At 58.5% G+C, this 24,470-nt stretch carries 21 protein-coding genes and 1 pseudogene; 13 read left to right on the top strand and 9 right to left on the bottom strand.

From position 1 onward, the window contains the following. The first annotated feature begins 1 nt into the window (after position 1). A complete protein-coding gene (locus AC4ANE_RS01395) occupies positions 2 to 781 on the top strand; it encodes an N-acetylmuramoyl-L-alanine amidase (protein WP_460408670.1) in 780 nt (259 codons plus the stop codon). A 68-nt stretch (positions 782 to 849) separates the two neighbouring features. Here the strand turns inward: AC4ANE_RS01395 and AC4ANE_RS01390 are convergent, their stop codons facing one another. Together AC4ANE_RS01390 and algB are read right to left on the bottom strand one after the other, a co-directional pair. Beyond that, positions 850 to 2,637 carry a KinB sensor domain-containing domain gene (locus AC4ANE_RS01390; RefSeq protein ID WP_002555683.1) on the bottom strand — a complete coding sequence of 596 codons (1,788 nt, stop codon included), beginning with the start codon at positions 2,635 to 2,637 and terminating at the stop codon, positions 850 to 852. Positions 2,638 to 2,647: 10 nt separating this feature from the next. Further along, on the bottom strand, positions 2,648 to 3,994 hold the full coding sequence (algB, locus tag AC4ANE_RS01385; RefSeq protein ID WP_002555682.1) for a sigma-54-dependent response regulator transcription factor AlgB: 1,347 nt from the start codon (positions 3,992 to 3,994) through the stop codon (positions 2,648 to 2,650). A gap of 197 nt (positions 3,995 to 4,191) precedes the next feature. On the opposite strand from algB, the gene AC4ANE_RS01380 reads away from it, so the two are divergent. The 4 genes from AC4ANE_RS01380 to AC4ANE_RS01365 all read left to right on the top strand — a co-directional run bounded on the left by AC4ANE_RS01380 (position 4,192) and on the right by AC4ANE_RS01365 (position 6,239). Further along, positions 4,192 to 5,031 (top strand): BON domain-containing protein, encoded by an 840-nt coding sequence (locus tag AC4ANE_RS01380; protein ID WP_002555681.1) that lies wholly within the window; start codon positions 4,192 to 4,194, stop codon positions 5,029 to 5,031. Between the two features lie 228 nt (positions 5,032 to 5,259). Then, positions 5,260 to 5,547, top strand: a complete 288-nt coding sequence (locus AC4ANE_RS01375; protein ID WP_002555680.1) for a hypothetical protein — start codon at positions 5,260 to 5,262, stop codon at positions 5,545 to 5,547. 57 nt (positions 5,548 to 5,604) lie between these two features. Further along, the gene (locus AC4ANE_RS01370; protein ID WP_002555679.1) at positions 5,605 to 5,769 is read left to right on the top strand and encodes a DUF1328 domain-containing protein; all 165 of its coding nucleotides are present in this window, start codon (positions 5,605 to 5,607) and stop codon (positions 5,767 to 5,769) included. A 2-nt stretch (positions 5,770 to 5,771) separates the two neighbouring features. Beyond that, on the top strand, positions 5,772 to 6,239 hold the full coding sequence (locus AC4ANE_RS01365; RefSeq protein ID WP_002555678.1) for an inhibitor of vertebrate lysozyme family protein: 468 nt from the start codon (positions 5,772 to 5,774) through the stop codon (positions 6,237 to 6,239). A 244-nt stretch (positions 6,240 to 6,483) separates the two neighbouring features. Here AC4ANE_RS01365 and AC4ANE_RS01360 read toward each other — a convergent pair whose 3' ends face one another. Then, positions 6,484 to 7,794, bottom strand: coding sequence for an ATP-binding protein (locus AC4ANE_RS01360; RefSeq protein ID WP_031595541.1), 1,311 nt, complete (start codon positions 7,792 to 7,794; stop codon positions 6,484 to 6,486). Positions 7,795 to 7,957: 163 nt separating this feature from the next. Next, positions 7,958 to 8,698 (bottom strand): osmolarity response regulator transcription factor OmpR, encoded by a 741-nt coding sequence (ompR, locus tag AC4ANE_RS01355; protein ID WP_002555676.1) that lies wholly within the window; start codon positions 8,696 to 8,698, stop codon positions 7,958 to 7,960. Positions 8,699 to 8,997: 299 nt separating this feature from the next. Between ompR and AC4ANE_RS01350 the strand changes: the two genes are divergently transcribed. The 3 genes from AC4ANE_RS01350 (at position 8,998) to gshA (ending at position 13,537) form a co-directional block, all read left to right on the top strand. Beyond that, positions 8,998 to 11,319, top strand: a complete 2,322-nt coding sequence (locus AC4ANE_RS01350; RefSeq protein ID WP_002555675.1) for a Tex family protein — start codon at positions 8,998 to 9,000, stop codon at positions 11,317 to 11,319. Continuing rightward, a complete protein-coding gene (locus tag AC4ANE_RS01345) occupies positions 11,319 to 11,702 on the top strand; it encodes a PaaI family thioesterase (RefSeq protein ID WP_002555674.1) in 384 nt (127 codons plus the stop codon). The genes AC4ANE_RS01350 and AC4ANE_RS01345 overlap by 1 nt, the downstream gene beginning before the upstream one ends. 242 nt (positions 11,703 to 11,944) lie before the next feature. Further along, entirely contained in the window at positions 11,945 to 13,537 is a 1,593-nt protein-coding gene (gshA, locus tag AC4ANE_RS01340) for a glutamate--cysteine ligase (protein WP_002555673.1), read from the top strand. A gap of 106 nt (positions 13,538 to 13,643) precedes the next feature. On the opposite strand, the gene argA is transcribed toward gshA, so the two are convergent. After that, positions 13,644 to 14,942: an amino-acid N-acetyltransferase gene (gene argA / locus AC4ANE_RS01335; protein WP_002555672.1), complete on the bottom strand. Its 1,299-nt coding sequence runs from the start codon at positions 14,940 to 14,942 to the stop codon at positions 13,644 to 13,646. Positions 14,943 to 15,068: 126 nt separating this feature from the next. Then, the gene (gene argE / locus AC4ANE_RS01330; RefSeq protein ID WP_002555671.1) at positions 15,069 to 16,217 is read right to left on the bottom strand and encodes an acetylornithine deacetylase; all 1,149 of its coding nucleotides are present in this window, start codon (positions 16,215 to 16,217) and stop codon (positions 15,069 to 15,071) included. Between the two features lie 163 nt (positions 16,218 to 16,380). On the opposite strand from argE, the gene AC4ANE_RS01325 reads away from it, so the two are divergent. Then, the gene (locus AC4ANE_RS01325) at positions 16,381 to 17,757 is read left to right on the top strand and encodes a CYTH domain-containing protein (RefSeq protein WP_460408668.1); all 1,377 of its coding nucleotides are present in this window, start codon (positions 16,381 to 16,383) and stop codon (positions 17,755 to 17,757) included. 208 nt (positions 17,758 to 17,965) lie between these two features. After that, positions 17,966 to 19,341 (top strand): IS3 family transposase gene (locus AC4ANE_RS01320; protein ID WP_095178871.1). Its coding sequence is split into 2 segments (ribosomal slippage): positions 17,966 to 18,437 and positions 18,437 to 19,341, totalling 1,377 coding nucleotides; the frame shifts between segments, so codons are not numbered across the junction. Between the two features lie 106 nt (positions 19,342 to 19,447). Here the strand turns inward: AC4ANE_RS01320 and AC4ANE_RS01315 are convergent. Beyond that, positions 19,448 to 19,927 (bottom strand): Lrp/AsnC family transcriptional regulator, encoded by a 480-nt coding sequence (locus AC4ANE_RS01315; protein WP_002551538.1) that lies wholly within the window; start codon positions 19,925 to 19,927, stop codon positions 19,448 to 19,450. Positions 19,928 to 20,051: 124 nt separating this feature from the next. Here AC4ANE_RS01315 and AC4ANE_RS01310 point away from each other — a divergent pair, with 124 nt between their 5' ends. The 3 genes from AC4ANE_RS01310 (at position 20,052) to AC4ANE_RS01300 (ending at position 22,756) form a co-directional block, all read left to right on the top strand. Then, complete coding sequence (locus AC4ANE_RS01310; protein ID WP_002551537.1) at positions 20,052 to 20,399, top strand: ACT-like domain-containing protein; 348 nt, start codon at positions 20,052 to 20,054, stop codon at positions 20,397 to 20,399. Positions 20,400 to 20,509: 110 nt separating this feature from the next. Next, positions 20,510 to 22,294 carry a type IV pilus assembly ATPase TfpB gene (gene tfpB, locus AC4ANE_RS01305; protein WP_002551536.1) on the top strand — a complete coding sequence of 595 codons (1,785 nt, stop codon included), beginning with the start codon at positions 20,510 to 20,512 and terminating at the stop codon, positions 22,292 to 22,294. 141 nt (positions 22,295 to 22,435) lie between these two features. Further along, a complete protein-coding gene (locus tag AC4ANE_RS01300) occupies positions 22,436 to 22,756 on the top strand; it encodes a DUF2388 domain-containing protein (protein WP_002551535.1) in 321 nt (106 codons plus the stop codon). A gap of 69 nt (positions 22,757 to 22,825) precedes the next feature. Here AC4ANE_RS01300 and gcvH read toward each other — a convergent pair. Further along, positions 22,826 to 23,214: pseudogene (gene gcvH, locus AC4ANE_RS01295) on the bottom strand (glycine cleavage system protein GcvH). A gap of 43 nt (positions 23,215 to 23,257) precedes the next feature. Next, positions 23,258 to 24,340 carry a glycine cleavage system aminomethyltransferase GcvT gene (gcvT, locus tag AC4ANE_RS01290; protein WP_031595930.1) on the bottom strand — a complete coding sequence of 361 codons (1,083 nt, stop codon included), beginning with the start codon at positions 24,338 to 24,340 and terminating at the stop codon, positions 23,258 to 23,260. Between the last annotated feature and the right edge of the window lie 130 nt (positions 24,341 to 24,470).

Below are 24,470 nucleotides of genomic sequence, written 5' to 3'. Positions count from 1 at the left end.
CATGAAACTGTATTTCTCTGCCTTTCTGCTGCTCATCCTCACTGCCTGCGCCAGCGGCCCCAGGCTGGACACCAGCCATCCATCGGTGAACTTCGATGGCCGGGTTCAGTACGTGGTCATGCATTACACCTCGATCTCGATGGAAAAATCCCTCCAGCTTCTGACCCATGGAGAGGTCAGCAGCCACTATCTGATTGGCGATGACAGCAAGGCCACTATCTACAAGCTGGTCGATGAAAGCGCCCGCGCCTGGCATGCTGGCGAAAGCGAATGGGAAGGCCGTACCTGGCTTAATTCCAGCTCGATCGGCATCGAGATCGTCAACCCCGGCTTCAAGGACACACCGGCAGGCCGGTTGTGGTACGCCTACACTGAAGCACAGATCCAGTCGATCACAGTACTGCTCAAAGACATTGTCAAACGCAACAAAATCGATCCAAAACACATCATCGGCCACAGCGACATAGCGCCGACGCGCAAACAGGACCCTGGCCCGCTGTTCCCCTGGAAGCGCCTTGCTGCCGAAGGGCTCGGCATCTGGCCTGACGAACGTCTCGTTGCCCAGCATCAGGCATTGCTGGCAACCAACCTGCCAAGTATTAGCTGGTTCCAGCAACAACTGGCACGTCTGGGTTACAGCACCCCGCAGACCGGAGAGCTCGACACCGCCACGCGTCAGGTGCTGGCGGCATTCCAGATGCACTACCGCCCCGCGCGCTTCGACGGCGAACCCGATGCACAGAGCGCAGCCATCCTGCAGGTGCTTAACCGCGTCAATTAATCAGGGCACAACCTGATATTTGATGCTCTTATGAAGGGCATACAGGCAGCGCCTTCAAGGCCGTGCCGTCAAAGCGGCAACGCCATATAGAACTGCGTGCCCTGCCCGGGCCTTGAATAGACCCCCATGCGCCCGCCGTGCAGCTGAACGATCTCCTTGCACAGCGCCAGCCCGAGTCCGGCACCGCCTTTTTTGCGACCGACCTGCACGAAGGGTTCGAAGATTCGTCCCTGCTGCCCGTAGGCAATGCCCTCACCGTTGTCTTCAACGCTGATGATTGCCCGCTCGCCATGACGCCTGGCCTGCAGGCGAATCAGACCGTTCTGTGGCGTGTGCCGCAGCGCATTGTCCAGCAGGTTGTCCAGCACCCGCTCCAGCTGGGACTGATCGGCATGCAGGCGCGGCATGGGTTCCTGCATATCCAGCATCAGTACGATGTCCTGCTCAAGGGCCTTGTCCTCGAATCGCGCTCTGGCTTCTTCGAGCAAGGTTTCGATGGAGCACGGTGCCAGTTTGAGTTTCTGCAGACCGTTCTGGTAACGCGAGAAATTCAGCAGGTCATTGATGAGCTGCATAAGGCGCTGCATTTCTTCGGTGACCGTATTGAGCAGATCGGCCTCACGGGTTTCGGGGGCGAAATGCAGGCGCTCCTGGAGAAGACCGAATGCCATGTGCATACCCGTGACAGGCGTACGCAGCTCATGCGACGCGCGCAGGACGAACTCACTGCGCACCCTCTCGAAAGCACGCTGTTCGGTGACGTCATGCAGCACCATCACCGCGCCGAGGATATGGCCTTTGGTATGACTGACCGGCGTCATGCTGTAGGTCAGCAGGCGCGATTCACCGTCGATTTCGATGGCCAGGTCTTCCGGAGCACGCTCCAGCGTCCCGCCACGCAGTACCAGATGCAATTGCTCATCCAGCTCAGGTCGGCCCAACGCATCTCCAAGGCTCTGCCCGAGGCGACTCTCGTCCCAGCCGAGCTGACGCTGAGCCACAGGGTTCAAGTGCTCCAGATGCCCTTGGCGGTCAATCATCAGCAGACCATCGTCGATACTGTCGAGAACCGCTTGCAGACGCTGCTGGCCAGCCAGTAATTCATCAATATTGGTCGCCTGATGCTGACGCAGGGCTTCGGCCATGATGCCGAATCGCCGGGTCAACAGATTCATCTCGGCGGCCGACGAAATGGGCAGCGTGACTTCGTAGTCCCCTTCTCCGATGCGATCGGCAGCCTTGGCCAGCGCCTCGATCGGCGCACCGAAACGCCGGGCGATACCGTGCGCAGTCACAAAGCCGATACATAGCACCGCCAGCCCGACCAGCCCCAGCAAGCCCGCGATCCATAGTGCACGATCACGGGAGTTGATTTCGGCGCTGCTGATGTTCTCCAACGCCTTGCGATGTACAGCCAGCAAGCCGTTACGCAGGTTGTCGAAGCTGTCACTCAGCTGCGGTACGCCGCGTATGCCTCGCACATCGTTACCGTATTGCTTCCAGGTATCGATGAATTGCCGGTAATCGCCCTTGGTCTTTTCGAAACCATTGCGTACGTTTTGCTGGGTATCCTGTACCGAGCCCTCCTCCAGCAGCTCTTCAAACTGACTCTGGATTCTTTCCAGCTCAGCCTGATCGCGGTTGGCACCCGTCATCAACACCAGTTGATCACCCAGGTTCTGGCGCAGCTTCAAACCCAGATCCAGAATGGCAAAGTTATGCTGGATCAGTGATTCCTGAGTCCGGGCCATTTGCATGACGCTGACGAGCCCCAGCAGCAGTCCGAGCAAAGCAACGGTGATCAGTGCCGAGATACTCAGAAAGAGGCGGGTGCGCAGTTTCATGGCCAGCTTCATTTGAGGCCTTTCACAGGTTGTACTGTTTACGTTTGCGGTAAAGCGTCGACGCATCGATACCCAGCGTCTTGGCGGCCTGGTCAAGTGTTTCGCTGGTCGCCAGCACGGCTCCGATGTGTGCTTTCTCAAGCTCGTCCAGGCTCAAGGCGGCGCCGACACGCGGCGCATTGTTCGTCGGCTGCTCGGCCATACCCAAGTGGCTGATCTCCACACGCTCCTGCGGACAAATGATGCTGGCACGCTCGATGACGTTGCGCAGTTCACGAATGTTGCCAGGCCAGCGGTAGTTGAGCAGCGCTGCACGGGCCTCTTCACTGAACCCTCGAGCCGGGCGAGCGTACTCCTTGACGAAGCGCGCCAAAAACCGGTCCGCCAGGGTCAGGATGTCTTCGCTGCGCTCACGCAGGGCTGGCAGATGCAGAGTGATCACGTTCAGGCGGTACAGCAAATCCTCACGGAAGCGCCCGCTGCGCACCATGTCTTCCAGATTCAGGTTGGTGGCGGCCAGGATACGTACATCGGCACGTCGGGTAACCGGGTCACCCACACGCTCGTATTCCTTGTCCTGAATGAAGCGCAGCAGCTTGGGTTGCAGCGTCAGCGGGAAATCGCCGATCTCGTCGAGGAACAGTGTGCCGCCGTCCGCCTGATTCACACGGCCCAGAGTGCTCTCACTCGCACCCGTGAAGGCCCCGCGACTGTGGCCGAACAGTTCGCTTTCCATCAGTTCTGCGGTGAGCGATGGACAGTTGATCGTGACGCAGGACTTCTTTGCCCGCTTGCTCCAGCCGTGAATCGCCCGTGCCAGCTCGCCCTTACCGGTCCCCGATTCACCCAGAATCAGGATGTTGGCATCGGTCACGGCAACCTGGCGGGCAGTTTCCAGAATGGCCATCATCGAAGGACTGTGGGAATCCAGTCCGTCTTTGGGCTTGCGAACCTCGCCTTCCAGTGCCTCAAGGCGAGCAGACAGTTGGCGCACTTCAAGCTGTTTGGCGGTAGCAAGACGCAGCTGATCGGGGCTGCACGGCTTTACCAGATAGTCGGCTGCGCCCGCCTGAATGGCATCAACAGCCGTATCGACCGCAGAGTGTGCAGTCACGATGACCACACGCATCCACGGTGCCTGAATACGCATCTGCGCCAGTACATCCAGGCCGTTATCTTCACCCAGACGCAAATCGAGAAAGCACAGGTCGAAAACCTGGCGCTGCATGAGCGTGTCAGCCTGGGCTGCGCTGTTGGCAGTGGCGACACTGTAGCCTTCGTCTTCCAGACAGTACCGGAAAGTGCGGAGGATGGCGGACTCATCGTCCACAAGCAGAATACGGCCCTGATTCTCAGTGGCTGCTTCCATTTTTCCTACGCTCCTTAATGAATTGTCTCAGTTAGTCTCGGAATCATCGGGCAAGTTGCATGGTCAATTCTGATTGATTCTTCGGCATGCATGGTAGCTTTCTGAACGCCCAATGGCGAACAGCCTGATTAATCCGCGTTTATGTCGTTAAAGCCGTCCACTCGGAGACGAAATCCCATCTCAAAAGGAACGCTCATATGTTTTCACTGAAAAAGATCGCTCTGATCACCGCCGCCGCTGCGCTGCTTGGCAGCGGCCCGGTACTCGCCCAACCTGATTTGCCCACCCAACTCGCCGAGGCGCATCAGGAAGGTTCGATCTGGACAGCTTTCGCGCTGAACAAACATCTGAGCCCGTTCAAGATCGATGTAAACGTCGACCAGGGCACTGCGACTCTGAAGGGCAAGGTTGAAAACGAGGTTGATCGTGAGCTGGCCGAACGCATTGCGCTGGATACCAAAGGAATCGAAAAGGTCGACAACCAGCTGGAGGTAGACCCTGCCGTTGCCAGCGAGCCTGGTACGCGAACCAACATGGCCCAGCGCTTCGAAGATGCCACGCTGGTCGCGACGGTGAAATCCAAATTGCTGTGGAGCAGCGTGACTGAAGCGCTGACCATCGATGTTGATAGCAAAAATGGCGTGGTCACCCTCAAAGGTCGCGCGCAAAGCCCCGAGGCCAAAGAGCTGGCGGGCAGCCTGGCAAGCAATACTGACGGGGTGATCAGCGTCAACAACCTGATCAGCCTGAGCGCAGCCGACTCGATCGCAGCCAAGACCCAGCCCCAGACATTGACCCCGACCGAGGAAATGAGCGACGCCTGGATCACCAGCAAGGTGAAGGCGAGCCTGATTTACAGCCGGACGCTGGACGGACTCAACATCAAAGTGGATACCAAAGCCGGTGTGGTGAGCCTGAACGGCGTGGTTGCCAACTTTGCAGAGAAGGAACTGGCTGTGGAAATCGCGCGCAACATTCGTGGCGTCAAGGGAGTGAATGGCGACGCTCTGAAGGTCATGGCGCGTAGCGCAGGCTGATCGCCCAGGCGCACAACGCTGAACGCTTCGTGCAGAACGCACGATTACAAAGGTGTAATCGTGCAGCTTGCTGGTAGGACGCCTCTGCAAAACTCCGCAGGCCATTGATTTTAAAGGATTTAAATTACACCAACAAACTGGCATGCAGTCTGCAATAACCCATTCAACAAGGTCGATATACAACGACCCATCAGATTGAATGCCCACTCAGGCCAGGGGAGTTTGCAGATGAACAGCCAGCGTATTGCACAATTGCGTATCTCTCCCCTGCACATTCAGCAAGGTCTTTTTCTACTCCTTGCACTGCTTGTCACTCTGATCGCCATTCAGCAGTTCCAGCGTTGGAATCAAGCCAACGAAGCAACTCAAGCCAGACAGCAATTCATCCAGACCAGCAGCATTTCTTACCGCGGCGTAAGCGCCCCAGCGGTCAAGGATGCGTCCTCGAGCCTTCGCCCTGTCGATGGCCTGGTGTCTGTAGATGAAGTCGCACCGCAGCAAAAATGGGTTTTCTGACCCGACCTGAAAAATCGCAGCATTCACATTAAAACGGCACCAAAAAGGAGTATCACCATGTTGAGTTGGGCAATCACGTTTCTGATCATCGCCATTGTCGCTGCAGTACTGGGCTTCGGTGGTATCGCGGGCACGGCTACCGGTATCGCCAAGATCCTGTTCGTCGTCTTCCTGGTGATGTTCGTTGTGTCGTTCTTCTTCGGTCGTCGCGGTCGAGGCTGATAATGCACACGTCATTTCGCACAATGGCCGCCGCCCTGTTGATGGGCGGCAGCGCCATGGTCATGGCAGCCAATGATGGACAGTCTCGGGTCAACGAGCTTTTAAGCTCCGCTCCCGAGTACCGCACAACCTGGGCGAAGGTCGTCAAGAAGGAAGAGCGGTTGCCGGATTGGGTGATTAACCTGTCCGGAGCTTCCGAGCAGCAGATGACAGCGGCCACCGAAGACGGTGACAAGTATCTTGTCGGGCCGCTTTGCGAAACTGCCGATACGTGCAAAAGCAAACGCCTGATCGTGGCTTTCAGCCTCGACAAGGAAGATGCTTACGCCATGTTGGTTGAAGTACCTGCGGGCTTGCCTGCGGATAAATCACCAACTCGTCACGCGACTTACCGCTACCTGGGTAAGCCTGACGAGGGCATGCAAAAGCTCTTGAATGAAGAGCTGCGCAAAGACCCGAACTGGTATTGATTCAGAAGAAGGTATCGGCTTCAGAAGCCGATACCTCTCTTGTTTGTGCGGCCTGAGGAAGGTGCGCGCATGACCAAGGGGCCGGGATGCGTTGATCGAATGGATCGGCGTGACCTAGGGGTACAGGGAGTACCTCCGCCAAGGGCCGGGTCAGGCAAGCTGCCGTGCAAGTCCTCAAGAATGCGTCGACCTGTCGAACATCCTCCATGACCCGCACGGCGCTTTATGACCTTTACGATTCTTTCTAGATAGCGTCCCTCGGCAGCATCAGCCCTAAAGGCAAGCGCACTCGCGCCTCCAGGCCACCCCCCGAACGATTCCTCAACTCGACGTTGCCGCCGTGCATGGCAGCGATGCGCTTGACGATAGCCAGCCCCAGGCCGGTCCCCTTGCCACTGCGTGCGCGATCACCGCGAATGAACGGGTTGAAGATGGTATCAAGCTCGGATGGATCGATACCTGCGCCTCTGTCCAGTACGCTCAACACTACGTACGGCGCATTTCTGTCACCGGATACATAAGCGGCTACTTCGATACCGTTACCGGCATGATGCCTGGCGTTGCCGATAAGGTTGGTCAGTAGACGCTTCATCGATACGCGCCTTAGCGGGAAGGGCGGGATCGGTTCCAGACACAGACGGATGCTGTCTTCATCGTTATTGAAGGGTGCAACCACGTCGCGCACCAGATGCCCCAGATCGACTTCTTCAATCTCTTCGTCACGCCCATCGCGAATGAACGCCAGGAACTGGTCAAGAATGGCATCCATGTCCTCGATATCCCGCACCATGCCTTCGGAGAACTCATTGTCGTTCATCAGTTCCAGAGACAGGCGCAGACGCGTCAGTGGTGTACGCAAGTCATGGGAGACGCCAGCCAGCATCAGTTCGCGCTCCTGCCCTGCCTGCTCGACGTCTTCGGCCATCTGATTGAAGGCCCGATAGACTTCGGTCATCTCACTGGGTGTGTCACTGACCGGCAAGCGTATGCTGCGCCCCTGCCCCAACTGTCGAGCCGCAAAGACCAGACGCTTGAGCGGCTGATTCAATTGACGCACAAAAATCCACGCCGACGCTGTGGAGAGCAACCCGATGGCCAGGAACCAGCCCAGCACACTCCAGATTTTCTGGCCGCGTAACGGGTGCGGATAAAGCGGTACTTTCAGCCAGCCATCCCCAAGGCTCGGCGCCCTGACCCAGAGCGCGGGCGGTGCGTGCACACGCAGACGCACTTCCGTGTCGGCACCCAGCTCGGCCTGCATCTGCCGCTGGTAGATCTCACTGTATGGCCAGTGCTGCTCACCTTCCGGCACGCCACCGCCCACGACCCGAATCAGACCGGCCGCCTCGGCAATCGCCTCACGATCGTTTTCATCGGCAGCCCAATACGCGCGCAGCGTCAGCGCAACGCCGTGGCTGTACTGCCTGTCGACCAGCACGTCTTCGTTCATCAGCAGATAAACCAGCGTCAGGGCCTTGGAAAACAGCACGACGATGAGCACCAGCCAGAGCGTGCGAGAGAAAAAGCTTTGCGGAAACCAGAGCGGAGTCTTCATAACTGCAGCCATACACTTTGCAAGGCGAGCGAGGCTCGCAGGTTTGCCGAACGCGGGCCGGACCCGATGGACGAACGCAAAAAACCAGTACGCCGATAACCTTGAAAGAGATTATCGACGTAACTGGCGGGAATGACGGACTTCTGTGCTGACAACCGGCTTATCAGCGATTACCGGCACCATCCGGAACGAATACATAGCCTACGCCCCAGACGGTCTGGATATAGCGGGGCTTGGAAGGATCCGGCTCGATCAGGCGACGCAGACGGGAGATCTGTACGTCGATGGATCGCTCCAGCGCATCCCACTCCCGGCCGCGGGCCAGGTTCATCAGCTTGTCACGGGTCAGCGGCTCGCGAGCGTGCATGACCAGAGCCTTGAGTACCGCGAATTCACCCGTGGTCAGCATGTGCACCACGTCACCACGCTTGAGTTCGCGGGTTGCCAGGGACAGCTCGTAGTCGCCGAAACTGACCGACTCGTCTTCACTGCCGGGCGCGCCGGGTACAGGCGCAGCCTGACGACGCAGAACAGCCTTGACCCGCGCCATCAACTCGTCCGGGTTGAACGGCTTGGCCAGGTAATCGTCAGCACCCAGTTCGAGCCCCTTGATGCGGCTCAGCTCATCGCCCTTGGCGGTCAGCATGATGATCGGCACCTGATTGTTCGCGGCTCGCAGACGACGGCAGGCTGAAAGGCCGTCTTCTCCGGGCAGCATCAAGTCCAGCACCACAAGGTTGAACACCTCGCGGGCCAATAGTCGGTCCATTTGCTCCACGTTTGCCACGGCCCGGGCCCGGTAGCCCTTGCTGGTGAAAAAACGCTCCAGGAGACTGCTCAGCCCCGGATCGTCATCGACAATAAGGATTTTTTCGCCTTCAGCATTTTGTGCGGTGCTGCTCATCGGATGCTCCTCTGATCTCGGGGCGCATTATGGCGTAGCTGCGGTGATGCGCACCTTGTGCATTGTTAGCAGATTTTACTGAAGGCGGCACTTGTGCAGGCTTTTTCGCCGAAAAAAGACCACATTTGTCGGCCGATCCCCTAATCCGCCTTCGCCGGGTATAATGCGCCGCCCTCAAAGTCAGGCAACGCTGGCCTTGTGGCGGTTCGCCAGCGCTGAAAATAAATGCTGGCGGACGATATTCAGGCAAGGCAATTCGTACATAGCCCAGTTTTTTGCTCACAACTCCAGGTGGTTTTATGGACAGCATCAACAGCCGCATCGCCGAAGAACTCGGCGTACGCCCACAACAGGTCGCAGCGGCCGTAGCGCTACTGGATGAAGGCTCGACCGTGCCCTTCATTTCCCGCTACCGCAAGGAAGTGACCGGCAGTCTTGATGACACGCAATTGCGCCATCTGGAAGAACGCCTGCGCTATCTGCGTGAGCTGGATGACCGGCGTGTCAGCATTCTTGCCAGCATTGAAGAGCAAGGCAAGCTGACCCCGGAGCTGGCTCGCGACATCAAGCTGGCCGACACCAAGACCCGCCTTGAAGATTTGTACCTGCCTTATAAGCAGAAACGTCGCACCAAGGGCCAGATCGCCCTTGAAGCCGGCCTGGGCGAGCTGGCCGACGGCCTGTTCAACGACCCGAGCCTGACCCCGGACGCCGAAGCAGCCCGTTTTGTCGACGCCGAGAAAGGCGTGGCCGATGTCAAGGCTGCGCTGGAAGGCGCCAAGTACATCCTGATGGAGCGCTTCGCCGAAGACGCATCGTTGCTCGACAAGCTGCGCAGCTTCCTCAAACAGGAAGCAGTAATCAGCGCACGCGTGGTGCCGGGCAAGGAAGAGGAAGGTGCCAAGTTCCGCGATTACTTCGAACATGACGAGCCGCTCAAGAGCATGCCTTCGCACCGTGCTCTGGCGATTTTCCGCGGCCGCAACGAAGGTTTTCTCAGCTCCGCACTGAAAGTCGGTGAAGAACTGCCGGGTGCCATGCACCCTTGCGAACTGATGATCGGTGAACGCTTCGGCATCCAGAACCAGAACCGCCCTGCAGACAAATGGCTGGCAGAGGTGGTGCGCTGGACCTGGAAGGTCAAGTTGTACAGCCACCTGGAAACCGACCTGCTGGGCGAGCTGCGCGACGGCGCGGAGACCGAAGCCATCAACGTTTTCGCCCATAACCTGCACGACCTGCTGCTCGCCGCCCCGGCTGGCCAGCGCGCCACACTGGGTCTGGACCCGGGCCTGCGCACCGGCTGCAAGGTCGCTGTGGTGGACGCAACCGGCAAGCTGCTCGACTACGCGACCGTTTACCCGCATGTGCCGAAGAACCAGTGGGATCAGACCATTGCCGTGCTGGCTGCCCTGTGCGCCAAGCACTCGGTCGATCTGATCGCTATCGGCAACGGCACCGCCAGCCGCGAAACCGACAAGCTCGCCGCTGACCTGATCAAAAAATACCCAGGTCTGAAAATGACCAAGGTCATGGTTTCCGAAGCAGGCGCATCGGTTTATTCCGCGTCGGAACTGGCCGCCAAGGAATTCCCGGACCTCGACGTATCGATCCGTGGCGCGGTCTCCATCGCCCGTCGCTTGCAGGACCCGCTCGCCGAGCTGGTAAAAATCGATCCGAAGTCCATCGGTGTCGGTCAGTATCAGCATGACGTCTCGCAGCTCAAACTGGCGCGCGGCCTGGACGCGGTGGTTGAAGACTGCGTGAACGCTGTTGGCGTGGACGTGAACACCGCTTCGGTGGCGTTGCTGGCGCGGATTTCCGGCCTTAACACCACACTGGCGCAGAACATCGTTGCGCATCGCGATGAAAACGGCGCGTTCAAGACGCGTGCAGCGCTGAAGAAAGTCAGCCGTCTGGGCGAAAAGACCTTTGAACAGGCCGCAGGCTTCCTGCGCGTGATGACCGGTGACAACCCCTTGGACTCTTCTGCCGTTCACCCGGAAGCCTATCCACTGGTGCAGCGTATTGCGGCAGAAACCGACCGCGATATTCGCTCGTTGATTGGCGATGCGAGCTTTCTCAAACGCCTGGACCCGAAGAAATTCACCGACGAGACCTTTGGTCTGCCGACCGTGACCGACATTCTGCAGGAACTCGAAAAACCGGGTCGCGACCCGCGTCCGGAGTTCAAGACGGCAGAGTTTCAGGACGGTGTCGAAGAACTCAAGGACCTGCAACCGGGCATGATTCTCGAAGGCGTGGTCACCAACGTCACCAATTTCGGTGCGTTCGTCGATATCGGCGTGCATCAGGACGGTCTGGTACACATCTCGGCATTGTCCGAGAAGTTCATCAAGGACCCGCGTGAGGCGGTCAAGGCCGGTGATGTGGTGAAAGTGAAGGTCATGGAAGTCGACATTCCGCGCAAACGCGTCGGCCTGTCGATGCGCATGAGCGACACGCCCGGCGAGAAGGTCGACGGTGCACGCGGTGCACGCCCAGGCTCCTCGCCTCGCCAGCAGAACAGCGCTCCACGCAAGGAAACCACGGCACCCGCGCCCATCAACAACGCAATGGCTTCGCTGTTTGCCAATGCCAAGCAGTTGAAGAAGCGCTGATGGATATTCCTGAAGATCTGACCCAAAGTGCCTACTTCAAGATGCTCGGCTGCGAACTGCGGCGTCTGGACGAGGGCGTGGCGGAGGTTGCGTTGCCGCTGGAGGCGCATCTGCGCAATCGCGGCAACGTGATGCACGGCGGGGCAATCTTCAGTCTGGTCGATATCGCCATGGGGCTGGCCTGCTCCAGCTCCCACGGTTTCGACCAGCGCAGTGTCACCATCGAGTGCAAGATCAACTACGTGCGTGGCGTCTCCGAGGGAGAAGTCCTGTGCATCGCCAAGGTGCTGCACGCGGGTCGCCGCACGCTGGTGGTCGAGGCTGAAGTCGTTCAGGGCGACAAACTCGTCGCCAAAGCCCAGGGCACATTCGCACTCATCTAGACTGCGATAAAGGCTGATGAAAGCAATCACTGTGAACAGAACCTAGCCGTATCGACATCATTTAGGTTAATTTCGGCACCATTAGCGTGGTGCCGAGTCCATTTGGGTGGTACGACATAGAGCAGTGATTGTGAACAGGCGCTACAGACCAACCAGGCGACTACGCCAGTTCCTTTCTTCACCCTTGTAGACCGTCAAGTCCACCCCCATATCGGGGCGACCGATGCGTGAAGGATTACACCTTGAGCGAACTTTTAAACCGTCGTCTTGCATTGCTCGGCGAGCGCAACAACCTCTCTCTGCTGGAGCAGTGCCTGCACGGTATCGAGCGCGAGTGCCTGCGCGTTACCGCAACCGCAGAACTGGCACAGACGCCTCACCCGCAAGCTCTGGGTGCTGCACTGACCAACGGTCAGGTCACGACCGACTATTCCGAATCGCTGCTGGAGTTCATCACGCCTGCGCTGAAGAACCCGGCCGAGACCATCGATAGCCTGGACAAGATCCATCGCTTCGCCTACAGCAAGCTGGGCGACGAGTTGCTCTGGAGCCCGTCGATGCCATGCCCGCTGCCCGATGAAGAGCACATACCGATTGCCTATTACGGCACGTCGAACATCGGCAAGCTCAAATACGTGTACCGCAAAGGCCTGGCGCTGCGCTATGGCAAGACCATGCAGTGCATCGCTGGCATTCATTACAATTTCTCGTTGCCGGAGGACGCCTGGGCGCTGCTCAAGCAGACCGAAGACTTCGCTGGCGACGCGCGCGACTACCAATCGCATTCCTACATCGCGCTGATCCGCAACTTCCGCCGCTACAGCTGGCTGCTGATGTACCTGTTCGGTGCTTCACCAGCGCTGGATGCGGGCTTCCTGCGCGGCCGCAAACATCAGTTGGAACAACATTTCGACGCCGACACACTGTATCTGCCGTACGCCACCAGCCTGCGTATGAGCGATCTGGGCTATCAAAGCGACGCCCAGGCCGACCTGACCCCTTGCTATAACGACTTGGTCAGCTACACCGACAGCCTGCGCAAGGCCGTGGCCACGCCTTATAAGCCTTACGTCGATGTCGGCACTCATGACCAGAACGGCGAGTGGGTTCAGTTGAACACCAACGTGTTGCAGATCGAGAACGAGTACTACTCCAACATTCGCCCCAAGCGTGTGACCTATAGCGGCGAGCGCCCTATTCAGGCGCTTGTGGCCCGTGGTGTGCAGTACGTTGAAGTGCGCTGCCTGGACATCAACCCGTTCCTGCCTACCGGTATCAGCCTGGAGCAATCACGCTTCATCGATGCGTTCGTGCTGTACTGCGCGCTTGAGGAAAGCCAGCAACTGGCAAGCCATGAGTGTTCCAATGCAAGCTCGAACTTCCTGGCAGTGGTCAAGGAAGGTCGCCGTCCGGGCCTGAGCCTGCAGCGCAACAACAGCCCTGTTGATCTCAAGACCTGGGCAACCGAGCTGCTGGAAAAAATCACACCGATTGCCCGACTGCTGGATCAGGCCCAGGGCATCGATGAGCATATCAAGTCGATTGCCGTGCAACAGGCAAAGATCGACGATACCGCGCTCACACCGTCTGCTCAGGTGCTGGCCAGCATGGAAGCGCATAACGAGGGCTTTACCGCGTTCTCCCTGCGCCAGAGTCAGGTCCACGCCGAATACTTCCGCACTCACCCGCTGAGCGCTCAGGAACAGGCAGACTTCGAAGCCCAGGCCAAAACCTCGATCGAAGAACAGGCCGAGCTGGAAGCGACCGAGGAAGTGGTGGATTTCGACACATTCGTGGGGTCTTATCAGGCGAGCATTCTGTCGATCAGCAATTGATACGCGCAATTACTGTGGGAGTGAGCAAGCTCACTCCCACAAAATACTTATCGTGCGACGCTCCGCGTCGCATGCCGTTCTGGATGCTCTACGTCCACCCTCAGGCTTAAATCGCCTTTTCGAAGATCTTCGAATTACGCTGGTAGTTGTACAGCGACGCGCGGGCGCTTGGCAGGCGGTCGACGCTGCTGGGCTCGAAGCCACGCTCACGGAACCAGTGCGCGGTACGGGTGGTAAGGACGAACAGGGTCTTGATACCCAGCGCTCTGGCGCGGTTTTCAATGCGCTCCAGCAACTCGTCCCCGCGCCCACCGTGGCGATATTCCGGATTGACGGCCAGACATGCCAATTCGCCTGACTCCGAGTCCGCAATCGGGTACAGCGCCGCGCAGGCAATGATCAGCCCTTCCCGCTCGACCACGCTGAACTGTGTGATCTCGCGCTCCAGCACTTCGCGGGAACGACGTACCAGAATGCCCTGCTCTTCCAGCGGCGTGATCAGGTCCATCAAGCCGCCGACATCCTCAATGGCCGCTTCGCGCACCAGCTCGAACTGCTCCTGCGCAACCAGCGTACCGCCACCGTCGCGGGTGAACAGCTCGGTCAGCAGTGCGCCATTCTCGGCATAGCTGACGATATGGCTGCGCGCCACACCACCGCGGCAGGCCTCGGCCGCTGCATCGAGCAATTCAGCCTGATAGTTGGCACCCAGACGCTGCAAGTGCGCAGGTACCTGTTGCGGACGCAGCTCGCGCACCAGTCGGCCCTGCTCGTCCAGCAACCCGGTTTCGGCACCGAACAGCAGCAGTTTGTCGGCAGCCAGATCAATGGCCGCACGCGTGGCAACGTCTTCACAGGCCAAATTGAAAATCTCGCCGGTCGGTGAATAACCCAGCGGCGACAGCAGCACGATATGACGCTCATCCAGCAGGCGATTGATGCCCTTGCGGTCAACCCGACGCACTTCGCCGGTGTGCTGATAATCGACACCTTCCAGCACGCCGATAGGCCGTGCAGTCACCACATTGCCACTGGTCACCCGCAGCCGCGAGCCCTGCATCGGTGAAGCAGCCATGTCCATCGACAGGCGCGCCTCGATCGAGATGCGCAGCTGACCCACAGCATCGATCACGCACTCCAGCGTCTCGGTATCGGTGATGCGCATGTCGCGATGGTAACGCGGCGTAATGCCGCGCTGGGCCAGGCGGCTTTCGATCTGTGGACGCGAGCCGTGCACCAGCACCAGACGCACGCCCAGGCTGTGCAGCAGCACCAGGTCATGGACGATATTGCCGAAGTTAGGGTGCGCAACGCCGTCGCCGGGCAGCATGACGACGAAGGTGCAATCACGGTGAGCATTGATGTACGGAGACGCGTGGCGAAGCCAGTTGACGTATTCGGGCATGACAACAAGAGCCTGTAGAGAAAATGGACGAAGAGAAAAAGCACGCACAACGGTGTGGTGGTTATCGTCGGAACAGGCTTGGCAACACGCGCAATCTCCTTTTATTCAACGTTGATAGTACCGGGCTCACTGGGGAGTCAGGCAGTAATGTTCGATCAATTGACGTAACAGACGCACTGTAGGGTCCAGACGTGACATTTCGAGGTATTCCCCCGGCTGATGCGCACAGGCGATATCGCCCGGGCCGAGCACCAGCGTTTCACAGCCAAGGCGCTGAAGATAAGGCGCTTCGGTGCCGAATGCTACTGCTGCAGCCGTATGACCGGTCAGTCGTTCAGCAACGCGCACAAGTTCAACGTCAGCAGCCTGTTCGAAGGGCGCACACTCGGGGAACAGCGGAGCATAGTCGATCTTTACCTGGTGCAGCTCGGCCAGCGGCTCAAGCTTGTGGCGAATGGCTGCCCGCAGCACCTCAGGGTCCATGCCCGGCAATGGGCGCAGGTCAAATTCCAGCGAGCACTGGCCACAAATCCGGTTCGGGTTATCGCCACCATGAATGCAGCCCAGGTTCAGGGTCGGTTGCGGCACAGTGAACTGCGGGTTGCGGTATTGCGCTTGCCATTGCGTACGCAGGCCTTTGAGTTCGCTGATCGCGTCGTGCATGGCCTCCAGCGCGCTGTGGCCAAGGCTGGGGTCTGAAGAATGGCCGCTGCGCCCAAGGATGTGGATGCGTTCCATCATTACGCCTTTGTGCAGGCGAATCGGCTTGAGCCCGGTCGGCTCTCCGATAACTGCTGCGCGGCCCAGCGGACGTCCGGCCTCTGCCAGTGCGCGAGCCCCGGCCATCGAGCTTTCTTCATCGCAGGTGGCGAGGATCAGCAGCGGCTGTTTGAACGGTTGATCAATAAGCCCACGCACCGCCTCGATGATCAGCGCAAAGAAGCCCTTCATGTCGCAGCTGCCCAGCCCGACCCAGCGGCCATCGACTTCGGTGAGCTTCAACGGGTCGGTTTTCCACAGCGCCTCGTCGAAAGGTACGGTGTCGCTGTGGCCCGCCAGCACCAGGCCGCCCGGACCTGTGCCATAAGTTGCCAACAGATTGAACTTGCCGGGGGAAACCTGCTGGATGTCGCAGGCAAAACCCAGATCCCCGAGCCATCCGGCGAGCAGATCGATGACAGGCCGGTTGGTCTGGTCCAGAGAAGGCTGCGTGCAGCTCACCGATGGCGCAGCGATCAAGGCGGCGAACTGGTCTTTCATGGACGGCAACGGCATGGGCGCTTCCTGTAATCAAGACGAAACACGGCCCATCATAGGGCCATAGCAACCCAGGAATAAACCGTTTCGGGCCATGTCCTGTACACTGACGGCCTTAGCAGCCGTTCAGTCATGGGCTGCGCTCCCGTTTATCAGTATCAGCGTTTGGATTCCCCCGGCCATGCAAAAAGAAACAGAAATCAAACTCCGCGTCAGCCGCGAGACCCTCGCTGCACTGCGCGAACACCCGTTGCTCAAGAAGCGCAACAAGAGTGGCTGGGAGCGCCTTGAACTGTCGAACCAGTATTTCGATACCCCAGAGGGCGAGCTGGCACAGGCCAAAGTCGCCCTGCGCATCCGTCGCGATGGCGATCAGATCATCCAGACCATGAAGACGCGCGGGCAAAGTGTTGCCGGCCTGTCCGAGCGCAATGAATACAACTGGGACCTGAGCAAAGCCAAGCTCGACCTGAAAAAGCTCGAAGGCGATTGCTGGCCCGAGCAACTGGCCGGGCTGGACAAGAAAACCATCAAGCCGTTGTTCACCACCGATTTCATCCGTGAAAAGGCCGAAATTGCCTGGGGTCGTGGCAAGGCCAAAGTGGTGATCGAAGCCGCGCTGGACCTGGGCCAGGTGGTTGCAGGCAAGCAAAAGGAAGAAATCTGCGAGCTGGAGCTTGAACTGCGCGAAGGCGAACCTGCCGCGCTGCTGGAACTGGCCGCCGAGCTGGCTGCAACGCTGCCGTTGATGCCGTTGATGCCGTGCGATATCAGCAAGGCAGAGCGCGGTTATCGTCTGCTTGATGCCGGCAGCTACTCGCTGAGCCTGCCAGCACCCGCACTGAATGCAGAAACTCCGCTCGACGAAGCCTACTCCGCGCTGGCCTGGCACCTGCTGGGCAGCAGCCAGCGTCTGGCCGAGCAATACCGTTTCAACGGCCACTGGCGTCTGCTGCAGGACTGGGTCGAGATGCTCGCCGAGTTGCGTGCCCTGACCAGCAGCCTTGGCCAGGCCGCCCCACGGGCCTCGACCGCGCAACTGCGTACCTCGCTGGACGCCTTGCTGGAAGACTGGCGCCCGCTGGTTCAGGCCGGGCAGGAAGATGCCGATGTACGCGGTGCCGCCCACGAGCAGTTTCTGGAAGAGTTGCAGGACACCCGCTGGGGCGAGTTCTCGCTGAACACTTCGCGTTGGTTGCTGGCGCGCAGCTGGACCACAGAGCGCAATACCCGTGGCAATCGTCAGGGCGCTGCGCTGTTGAGCAGCTGGCTGCCACGCCTGCTGGGTGAAGAAGCGACGTCGCTGCAACTGAGCCGCTATCAGCAGCAGCCAGAAGACCTGGCCGAACAACTACCGCGCATCGAGCGCATTCAGGCCTGGCTGCACTGGGCACGCGGCGCGCTTGAGCTGCCGGAGCTGGACCGCCTGTACGGCGAACTACGCAAGCTGGAAGAACTGGCCAATATGGACATCAGCGATGAAGTCCTTGATGCACGCGTGCAACAGGCAATCACCGTATTCCAGAGCCGCGCGTGGAAAACCCTGTTGCGTTTGTAACGGCTGGATTTCGTGGCGTTGATTATCGTCCCCACGCTCCGCGTCCGATCTTGAACATGTGGTGCGGCGCAAATTTGTGACGCAGAGCGTCACGAACTGCATGCCAACGCGGAGCATTGGCACGATAGTCATCTTGATGCGTAGGTTAACTATCGTTCCCACGCTCTGGTATGACCCCCGAAGGTTGGACGCAACCTTTGGAGGCGTCATGGGTAAATATACAGTGCAGGCAAAACTCGCAGCCGTGAAAGAATATTGTGCCGGCAAGGCAGGGTTGAGGGATGTTGCGCATCGCCACGATGTGGACTTTTCCTGTCTTCGTCAGTGGGTCGCGGCTTATCAGATCCACGGCCCAGCGGCTCTTAAAGAGAAAAAGCGGCAGCGTTACAGTGACGAGTTCAAGCTAGCTGTTTTGAAGCGCATGCATGATGAGCGATTATCACTGCGCCAGACAGCGGCCTTGTTCGATATCCGTCAGTTCGGCATCATCAATCTATGGCAGCGCCTTTTTGACGAAGGTGCGCTTAACGCCTCCTCAAAGCCCCCTGAGAAAGCTGGACGCCCAAGAAAGATGACGACGACCCTTCCCCCTGTGAATTCCGCTCCAGTCGACGATGAATCGCGTTCGCGTGACGAGTTGCTTGCCGAGGTGAAGCAACTGCGGATGGAGGTCGATTATCTAAAAAAGCTCGATGCCTTGGTTCAGAAGAAGCAACGAATAGCGCAGCAGAAAAAGCGCAAATCGTAATAGAACTGAGGCCTTTGCATTCTCTGGACGGCCTGCTGAAGTTTGCCGGTCTGGCACGCAGCACTTTTTACTATCAACAAAAGGTACTGCTGGCAGACGACAAATACGCAGGGCTGAAGGACCTGATTCAGGCAACGTTCTACGAGCATAAGGGCCGGTATGGCTATCGTCGCATCACGGCAGTCTTGCGCAGGGCGGGCCATCTTGTGAACCACAAGACGGTGCAGAAACTAATGGGGCAGCTAGGCCTGAAGAGCCTGATACGCGTGAAGAAATACCGTTTCTACAAAGGCGAAACAGGTAAGGCCGCGCCTAACCTGCTAAAGCGTGATTTCAAAGCGCAATACCTTAACCAGAAATGGGCCACCGACGTGACCGAATTCAAAGTAGGAGGCCAGAAACTCTATCTGTCGCCGATCATGGATTTGTACAACGGCGAAATCATTTCCTATGCGATTGCCAGGCGCCCGCTGTACTCCATGGTCGACGAAATGCTTGACGGAGCATTCACGCGGCTTGGACCGGATGAAAAGCCGATTTTGCATTCTGACCAGGGCTGGCAATATCGGATGCCTATTTACCAGCGACTGCTCCATGAGAATTCGATCACAGCCAGCATGTCGCGCAAGGGTAACTGCTATGACAACGCGGCTATAGAGAGCTTTTTTAGCACGCTGAAATCCGAATTTTTCTACCTGAACAAATTTAACGATCTGGATGAGCTTCAAGCGGGTATCGAAGAGTACATTGAGTATTACAATCACTCACGCATAAAACTGAAGCTTAACGGCCTGAGTCCTGTGGAATTCAGGATGCAGGCCGCCAAGGCAGCGTAAGTGGATAATTGTCCAACCTTCGGGGGGCATACCACTCCGCGTGGGGACGCCGTTCTGGACGCTCTGCGTCCGATCTTGAGCATGCGGGATGGTCAAAAGCGCACGTTCAGCCACCCTGGCGCAGCAGCGGCAGGCTGGTGGTGGATTTGATCTCGGACAGCGCCACTGTCGAGTTCACTTCCTGGATGCCGGGCACCAGCGACAGCTTTTCGAAGAAGAACCGCTCGTATGCCTCGATATCCGGCGTCACGATGCGCAGCAGAAAATCCACCGACCCCATCAGTACATAGCACTCCAACACCTCCGGGAAGCCACGAATCGAGTCGGTGAACTCGGTGAAGTTGGAGCGCCCGTGGGCGTTGAGTTTTACCTCGGCGAAAATCTGTGTGTTCAGGCCGATTTTCTTGCGATCCAGCAACGCAACCTGACGACGAATGACCCCTTCATCCTTGAGCCGCTGAATGCGCCGCCAACAAGGCGATTGCGAGAGGCCGACCTGCTCGGCAATCTGCGCGCTGGAGAGCGACGCGTCCTCTTGTAGCAGCGCCAGAATCTTGCGGTCGTAAACGTCCAGCTCGGTTTGCATAATTAATTTTCCGCATTGGCTTTTTACGCATTAACAAGTCCAATCAAGCCTAATCCAGACGATGATGGACCAGAAATTTCTTTTTTGGCATGTAAAGATTTTCCCACTGTTCTGGAGTATCCACATGCCTGACCTTGAAGCCGTTACCGCCCCCTTGCAGCGTCCCGACAACTGGTCATCCAGCAATGCGGCATGCTGTGCGCGCTACCAAATTGTTGCTGCAGCCGAGCCTGCATTGCTTTGTCAGGTGCTGAACCTGTTTGCAATGCAGTACCTGATTCCCGACCAGCTCAGTGTGGCGCGACAAGAGAAGACGCTGCTCATCGGCCTGCAAGTTGCCAGCCTGAGCTGGCACAGAGCGCAGGTGATCGGCGAAAAAATGCGTAACCTGATCGATGTATGCTCCGTGGAAGTCGAACAGATCGACGCGCAGAACAGCCCACAAACGCACGTGGCCCTGGCGACCGGCTGACTCAATTTAGCCGCTTCGGCAATTCCCGGTCGCATAGAACGAGTAACGCTGTCACGCTTGGCGTCTACTCTTGTTCATCGTCCAATGACGAAGTGCCTCAAGGAGCCCACATGGCAGCCCTGGCCCCCTCTTCACAGGATCGCTGGCTCGATCTGAATGATGTGTTGCGTGATCTGGTTGCCGAAGGCTATCTCGGCCAGGACGACGCGGAAACGGCACTCACCCAACGTCGCAGCGCGGTGAACATCCAGCTGCATCCCCTCGAGTTTCTCGCTTCGCTGCAGTTTGACGACCTCAAGCGGCCGGGCAAGAAGCTGGACGTGGAAACCCTGACCGCCTGGCTGGCCAAAACCTGTGGCCAGCCTTACATGCGTATCGATCCGCTGAAGATCAACGTCGCGGCGGTCACGCCACTGATGTCCTACGCCTTTGCCCAGCGCCACAAGATTCTGGCCGTGGCGGTTGACCGCGAGTCGGTGACCATCGCCAGCGCCCAACCCTACGTGCGCTCCTGGGAAGGCGATCTTACGCATGTGCTCAAGCTGCAGATCAAGCGTGTGGTCGCCAACCCTACAGACATTCAACGCATGGCGATGGAGTTTTTCAGGCTGGCCAAGTCGGTCAGCGGTGCCAGCGCCTCTGAGCAAAAAATGAGCAACATGGGCAATTTCGAACAGTTGCTCAAGCTAGGCGCCAGTGATCAGGAGCCGGACGCCAACGACGCGCACATCGTCAATATCGTCGACTGGCTGTTCCAGTACGCATTTCAGCAGCGCGCCAGCGATATTCATATCGAGCCGCGCCGCGAACAGGGCACCGTGCGGTTTCGCATCGACGGCGTGCTGCATAACGTTTACCAGTTTCCGGCGCAGGTGATCATGGCGATTGTCAGCCGCCTGAAAAGCCTTGGCCGGATGAACGTCGCCGAAAAACGCAAACCACAGGACGGGCGGGTCAAGACCACCACACCCGAGAATCGCGAAGTGGAGTTGCGCCTGTCGACCCTGCCGACCGCGTTCGGCGAAAAAATGGTCATGCGGATCTTCGACCCCGAGGTGTTGCTCAAGGACTTCGACCAACTGGGCTTCTCCAGTGACGACCTGCGGCGCTGGCAGGAAATGACCCGTCAGCCCAACGGCATCATTCTGGTCACCGGCCCGACCGGTTCGGGCAAGACCACCACGCTGTACACCACCCTCAAGAAACTGGCGACCTCCGAGGTCAACCTGTGCACCATCGAAGACCCCATCGAGATGGTCGAGCCGGCCTTCAACCAGATGCAGGTGCAGCACAACATCGAACTGAGCTTTGCCGCCGGCGTGCGCGCGCTGATGCGACAGGACCCGGATATCATCATGATCGGCGAGATTCGCGACCTGGAGACCGCTGAAATGGCCATTCAGGCGGCACTCACCGGGCATTTGGTGCTGTCGACGCTGCACACCAACGACGCACCCAGCGCCATCAGCCGTATGCTCGAGCTGGGTGTGCCGCATTACCTGCTCAAGGCGACCATCCTTGGCGTCATGGCCCAGCGTCTGGTGCGGACCCTGTGTCCGCACTGCAAGGCACCGATCAATCTGAACGAAACCGACTGGCAAACCCTGACCCGCCCATGGCAGGCCCCCGTACCGCCCGGCGCACATCAGGCGGTCGGTTGTGTGGAATGTCGCGATACCGGCTATCGGGGACGGGCCGGGGTTTACGAGATCATGGTCATGTCCGACAACATCAAGGCATTGATTTCTGCGGACCTGGACCTGACCGCCATGCGTCGCCAGGCCTTCAAGGAAGGGACGCGCAGTTTGCGTCTGTCCGGTGCCCAGAAAATCTCGGCAGGGCTGACTACACTTGAGGAAGTGCTGCGAGTGACACCGCAGAGCGAGCAACGCTGATCAGGGTTGAAAGCGTTGTTCCAGACGGCTGTGCATCGTGGTGAGCCAGCTAAAGTGAACTACGCGGTACACCTTGATTGAACTAGTTCGTAGCTTTGGCTATCCAACCCCTCAGAACCACCACAGCTGGAGTAATTCATCATGCGTCTCAAGTTCGCTGTCGCCACCGTAGCCTTGCTTTCCATCCCAATGGGTTCAGCGATGGCTGACACCTTCTGGCGTAATGTGCTGTCTTCCGGTGCAACCACCGGCTCGACTTACCTGACCTTCAAGGATCACAAGCTGATCGTTGCCGCCCAGGACGACGCAGGCAGCTTCGTCGCCAGCGACGGCGGCATCCGCGGTCCGTTCCTGGAAGCTGCCATCGAACAGGTACGCAAAGACAATCCAGGCCTGAAAGCCACAGATATGGAACTGGCCAACGCGATCCTGGATAAGAATCTGGTCGCTGAAAACCAGTAAGCCCTGCTGGCAAATACTGCGCATAAAAAATGCCGCTCGATGAGCGGCATTTTTTTGTCCGGCGATTGGTTATTCGCCGATCGCGCTTTTGTAACCTGCAGCATCCAGCAATTTGGCCAGATCGCGGCTTCAGCGGCAGTTGGCTTGAGCTTGAAGATCCAGGCGTCGTACGGATCACTGTTGAGCGACTCGGGCGAATCGCCCAGCGCTGCGTTGACTTCGATCACCTCGCCAGCAACCGGCGAGTAGATATCCGAAGCAGCCTTGACCGACTCCACAACACCAGCGGTGTCAGCGGCAGCAAACACTTTGCCGATTTCCGGCAGCTCGACGAAGACCACATCGCCCAGCGCTTCCTGTGCGTGGTCCGAGATGCCGACGGTCACGGTGCCATCTGCTTCAACACGTGCCCATTCATGACTTTCGGCGAAACGCAGCTCGGCGGGAATATTGCTCATTTAGTCATCCTCAACATCGGGTCAGCGGAAAACCCGCCATAGGTTAAATCAGGGCCTTGCCGTGGCGCACAAACGCTGGCTGCACCACCCTCACCGGATACCACTTGCCGCGGATTTCCACCTCGGCCCGGTCAGCGGTTGCCATCGGAACGCGCGCCAGAGCAATGGATTTGCTCAGCGTAGGAGAGAAACTACCACTGGTGATCTCTCCTTCGCCAATTTCTGCGACACGTACCACCTGATGCGCCCGTAAAACGCCGCGCTCTTCGAGCACCAATCCCACGAGTTTGAAGGCGGTTCCTTCAGCCCGTTCGCTCTCCAGCGCCTCGCGACCGATAAAATCACGGTCGGCAGGTTCCCAGGCAATGCTCCAGGCCATATTCGATGCCAGCGGCGAAACATGCTCGCCGATGTCCTGACCGTACAGGTTCATGCCTGCCTCCAGGCGCAACGTATCGCGAGCGCCCAGACCGATCGGGGAGATACCCGCGCCGACCAGTTCATTGAAAAAACGCTGGGCCTCTTCGGCAGGCAGCATGATTTCCAGGCCGTCTTCACCGGTATAACCGGTGCGCGCGATGAACCAGTCGCCATCATCAAGACCTTCAAACGGCTTGAGCTGGTGGATCAGTTCGGCGCGGGCGCTTGAAACCAGCTCGGCGATACGGGTTCTGGCCTTTGGCCCCTGAATCGCGAGCATCGCCATTTCGCTGCGCGCGATCAGTTGTACATCGAAGTCGCCCAGCTGCGACTGCATCCAGGCTAGATCCTTGACCCCGGTCGCGGCATTGACCACCAGCCGATAACCTTCGGGCGTGAGGTAGACGATCATGTCATCGATGACCCCGCCTCTTTCGTCCAGCATGGCGCTGTACAAGGCTCGACCCGGGGTCTTCAGTTTTTCCACATCGTTGGCCAGCAGGTAACGCAGCCAGGTTCTGGCTTGACGGCCAACCACATCGATCACGTTCATGTGTGAGACATCGAAGACCCCACAGTCGCGACGCACCTGATGGTGTTCCTCGACCTGCGATCCGTAATGCAACGGCATGTCCCAGCCACCAAAATCGACCATTTTCGCGCCAAGGGCGAGGTGCAGGTCGAACAGGGGGGTACGCTGTCCCATGGGTTTCTCCTTCCGGGCGTGGCGAAGGTGCGGGCAGAAAAGATCGGCAAGCCCCCAATAAACCGGAGTTTGCAGCACTTACAGCTGGCCGAATTTTCTGACAGACCGCACCAATTGCGGCGCATTGTAG

The sequence above is a fragment of the Pseudomonas sp. Pme6b genome, assembly GCF_058129925.1.
This window is presented reverse-complemented; position numbering and strand designations above follow the sequence as displayed.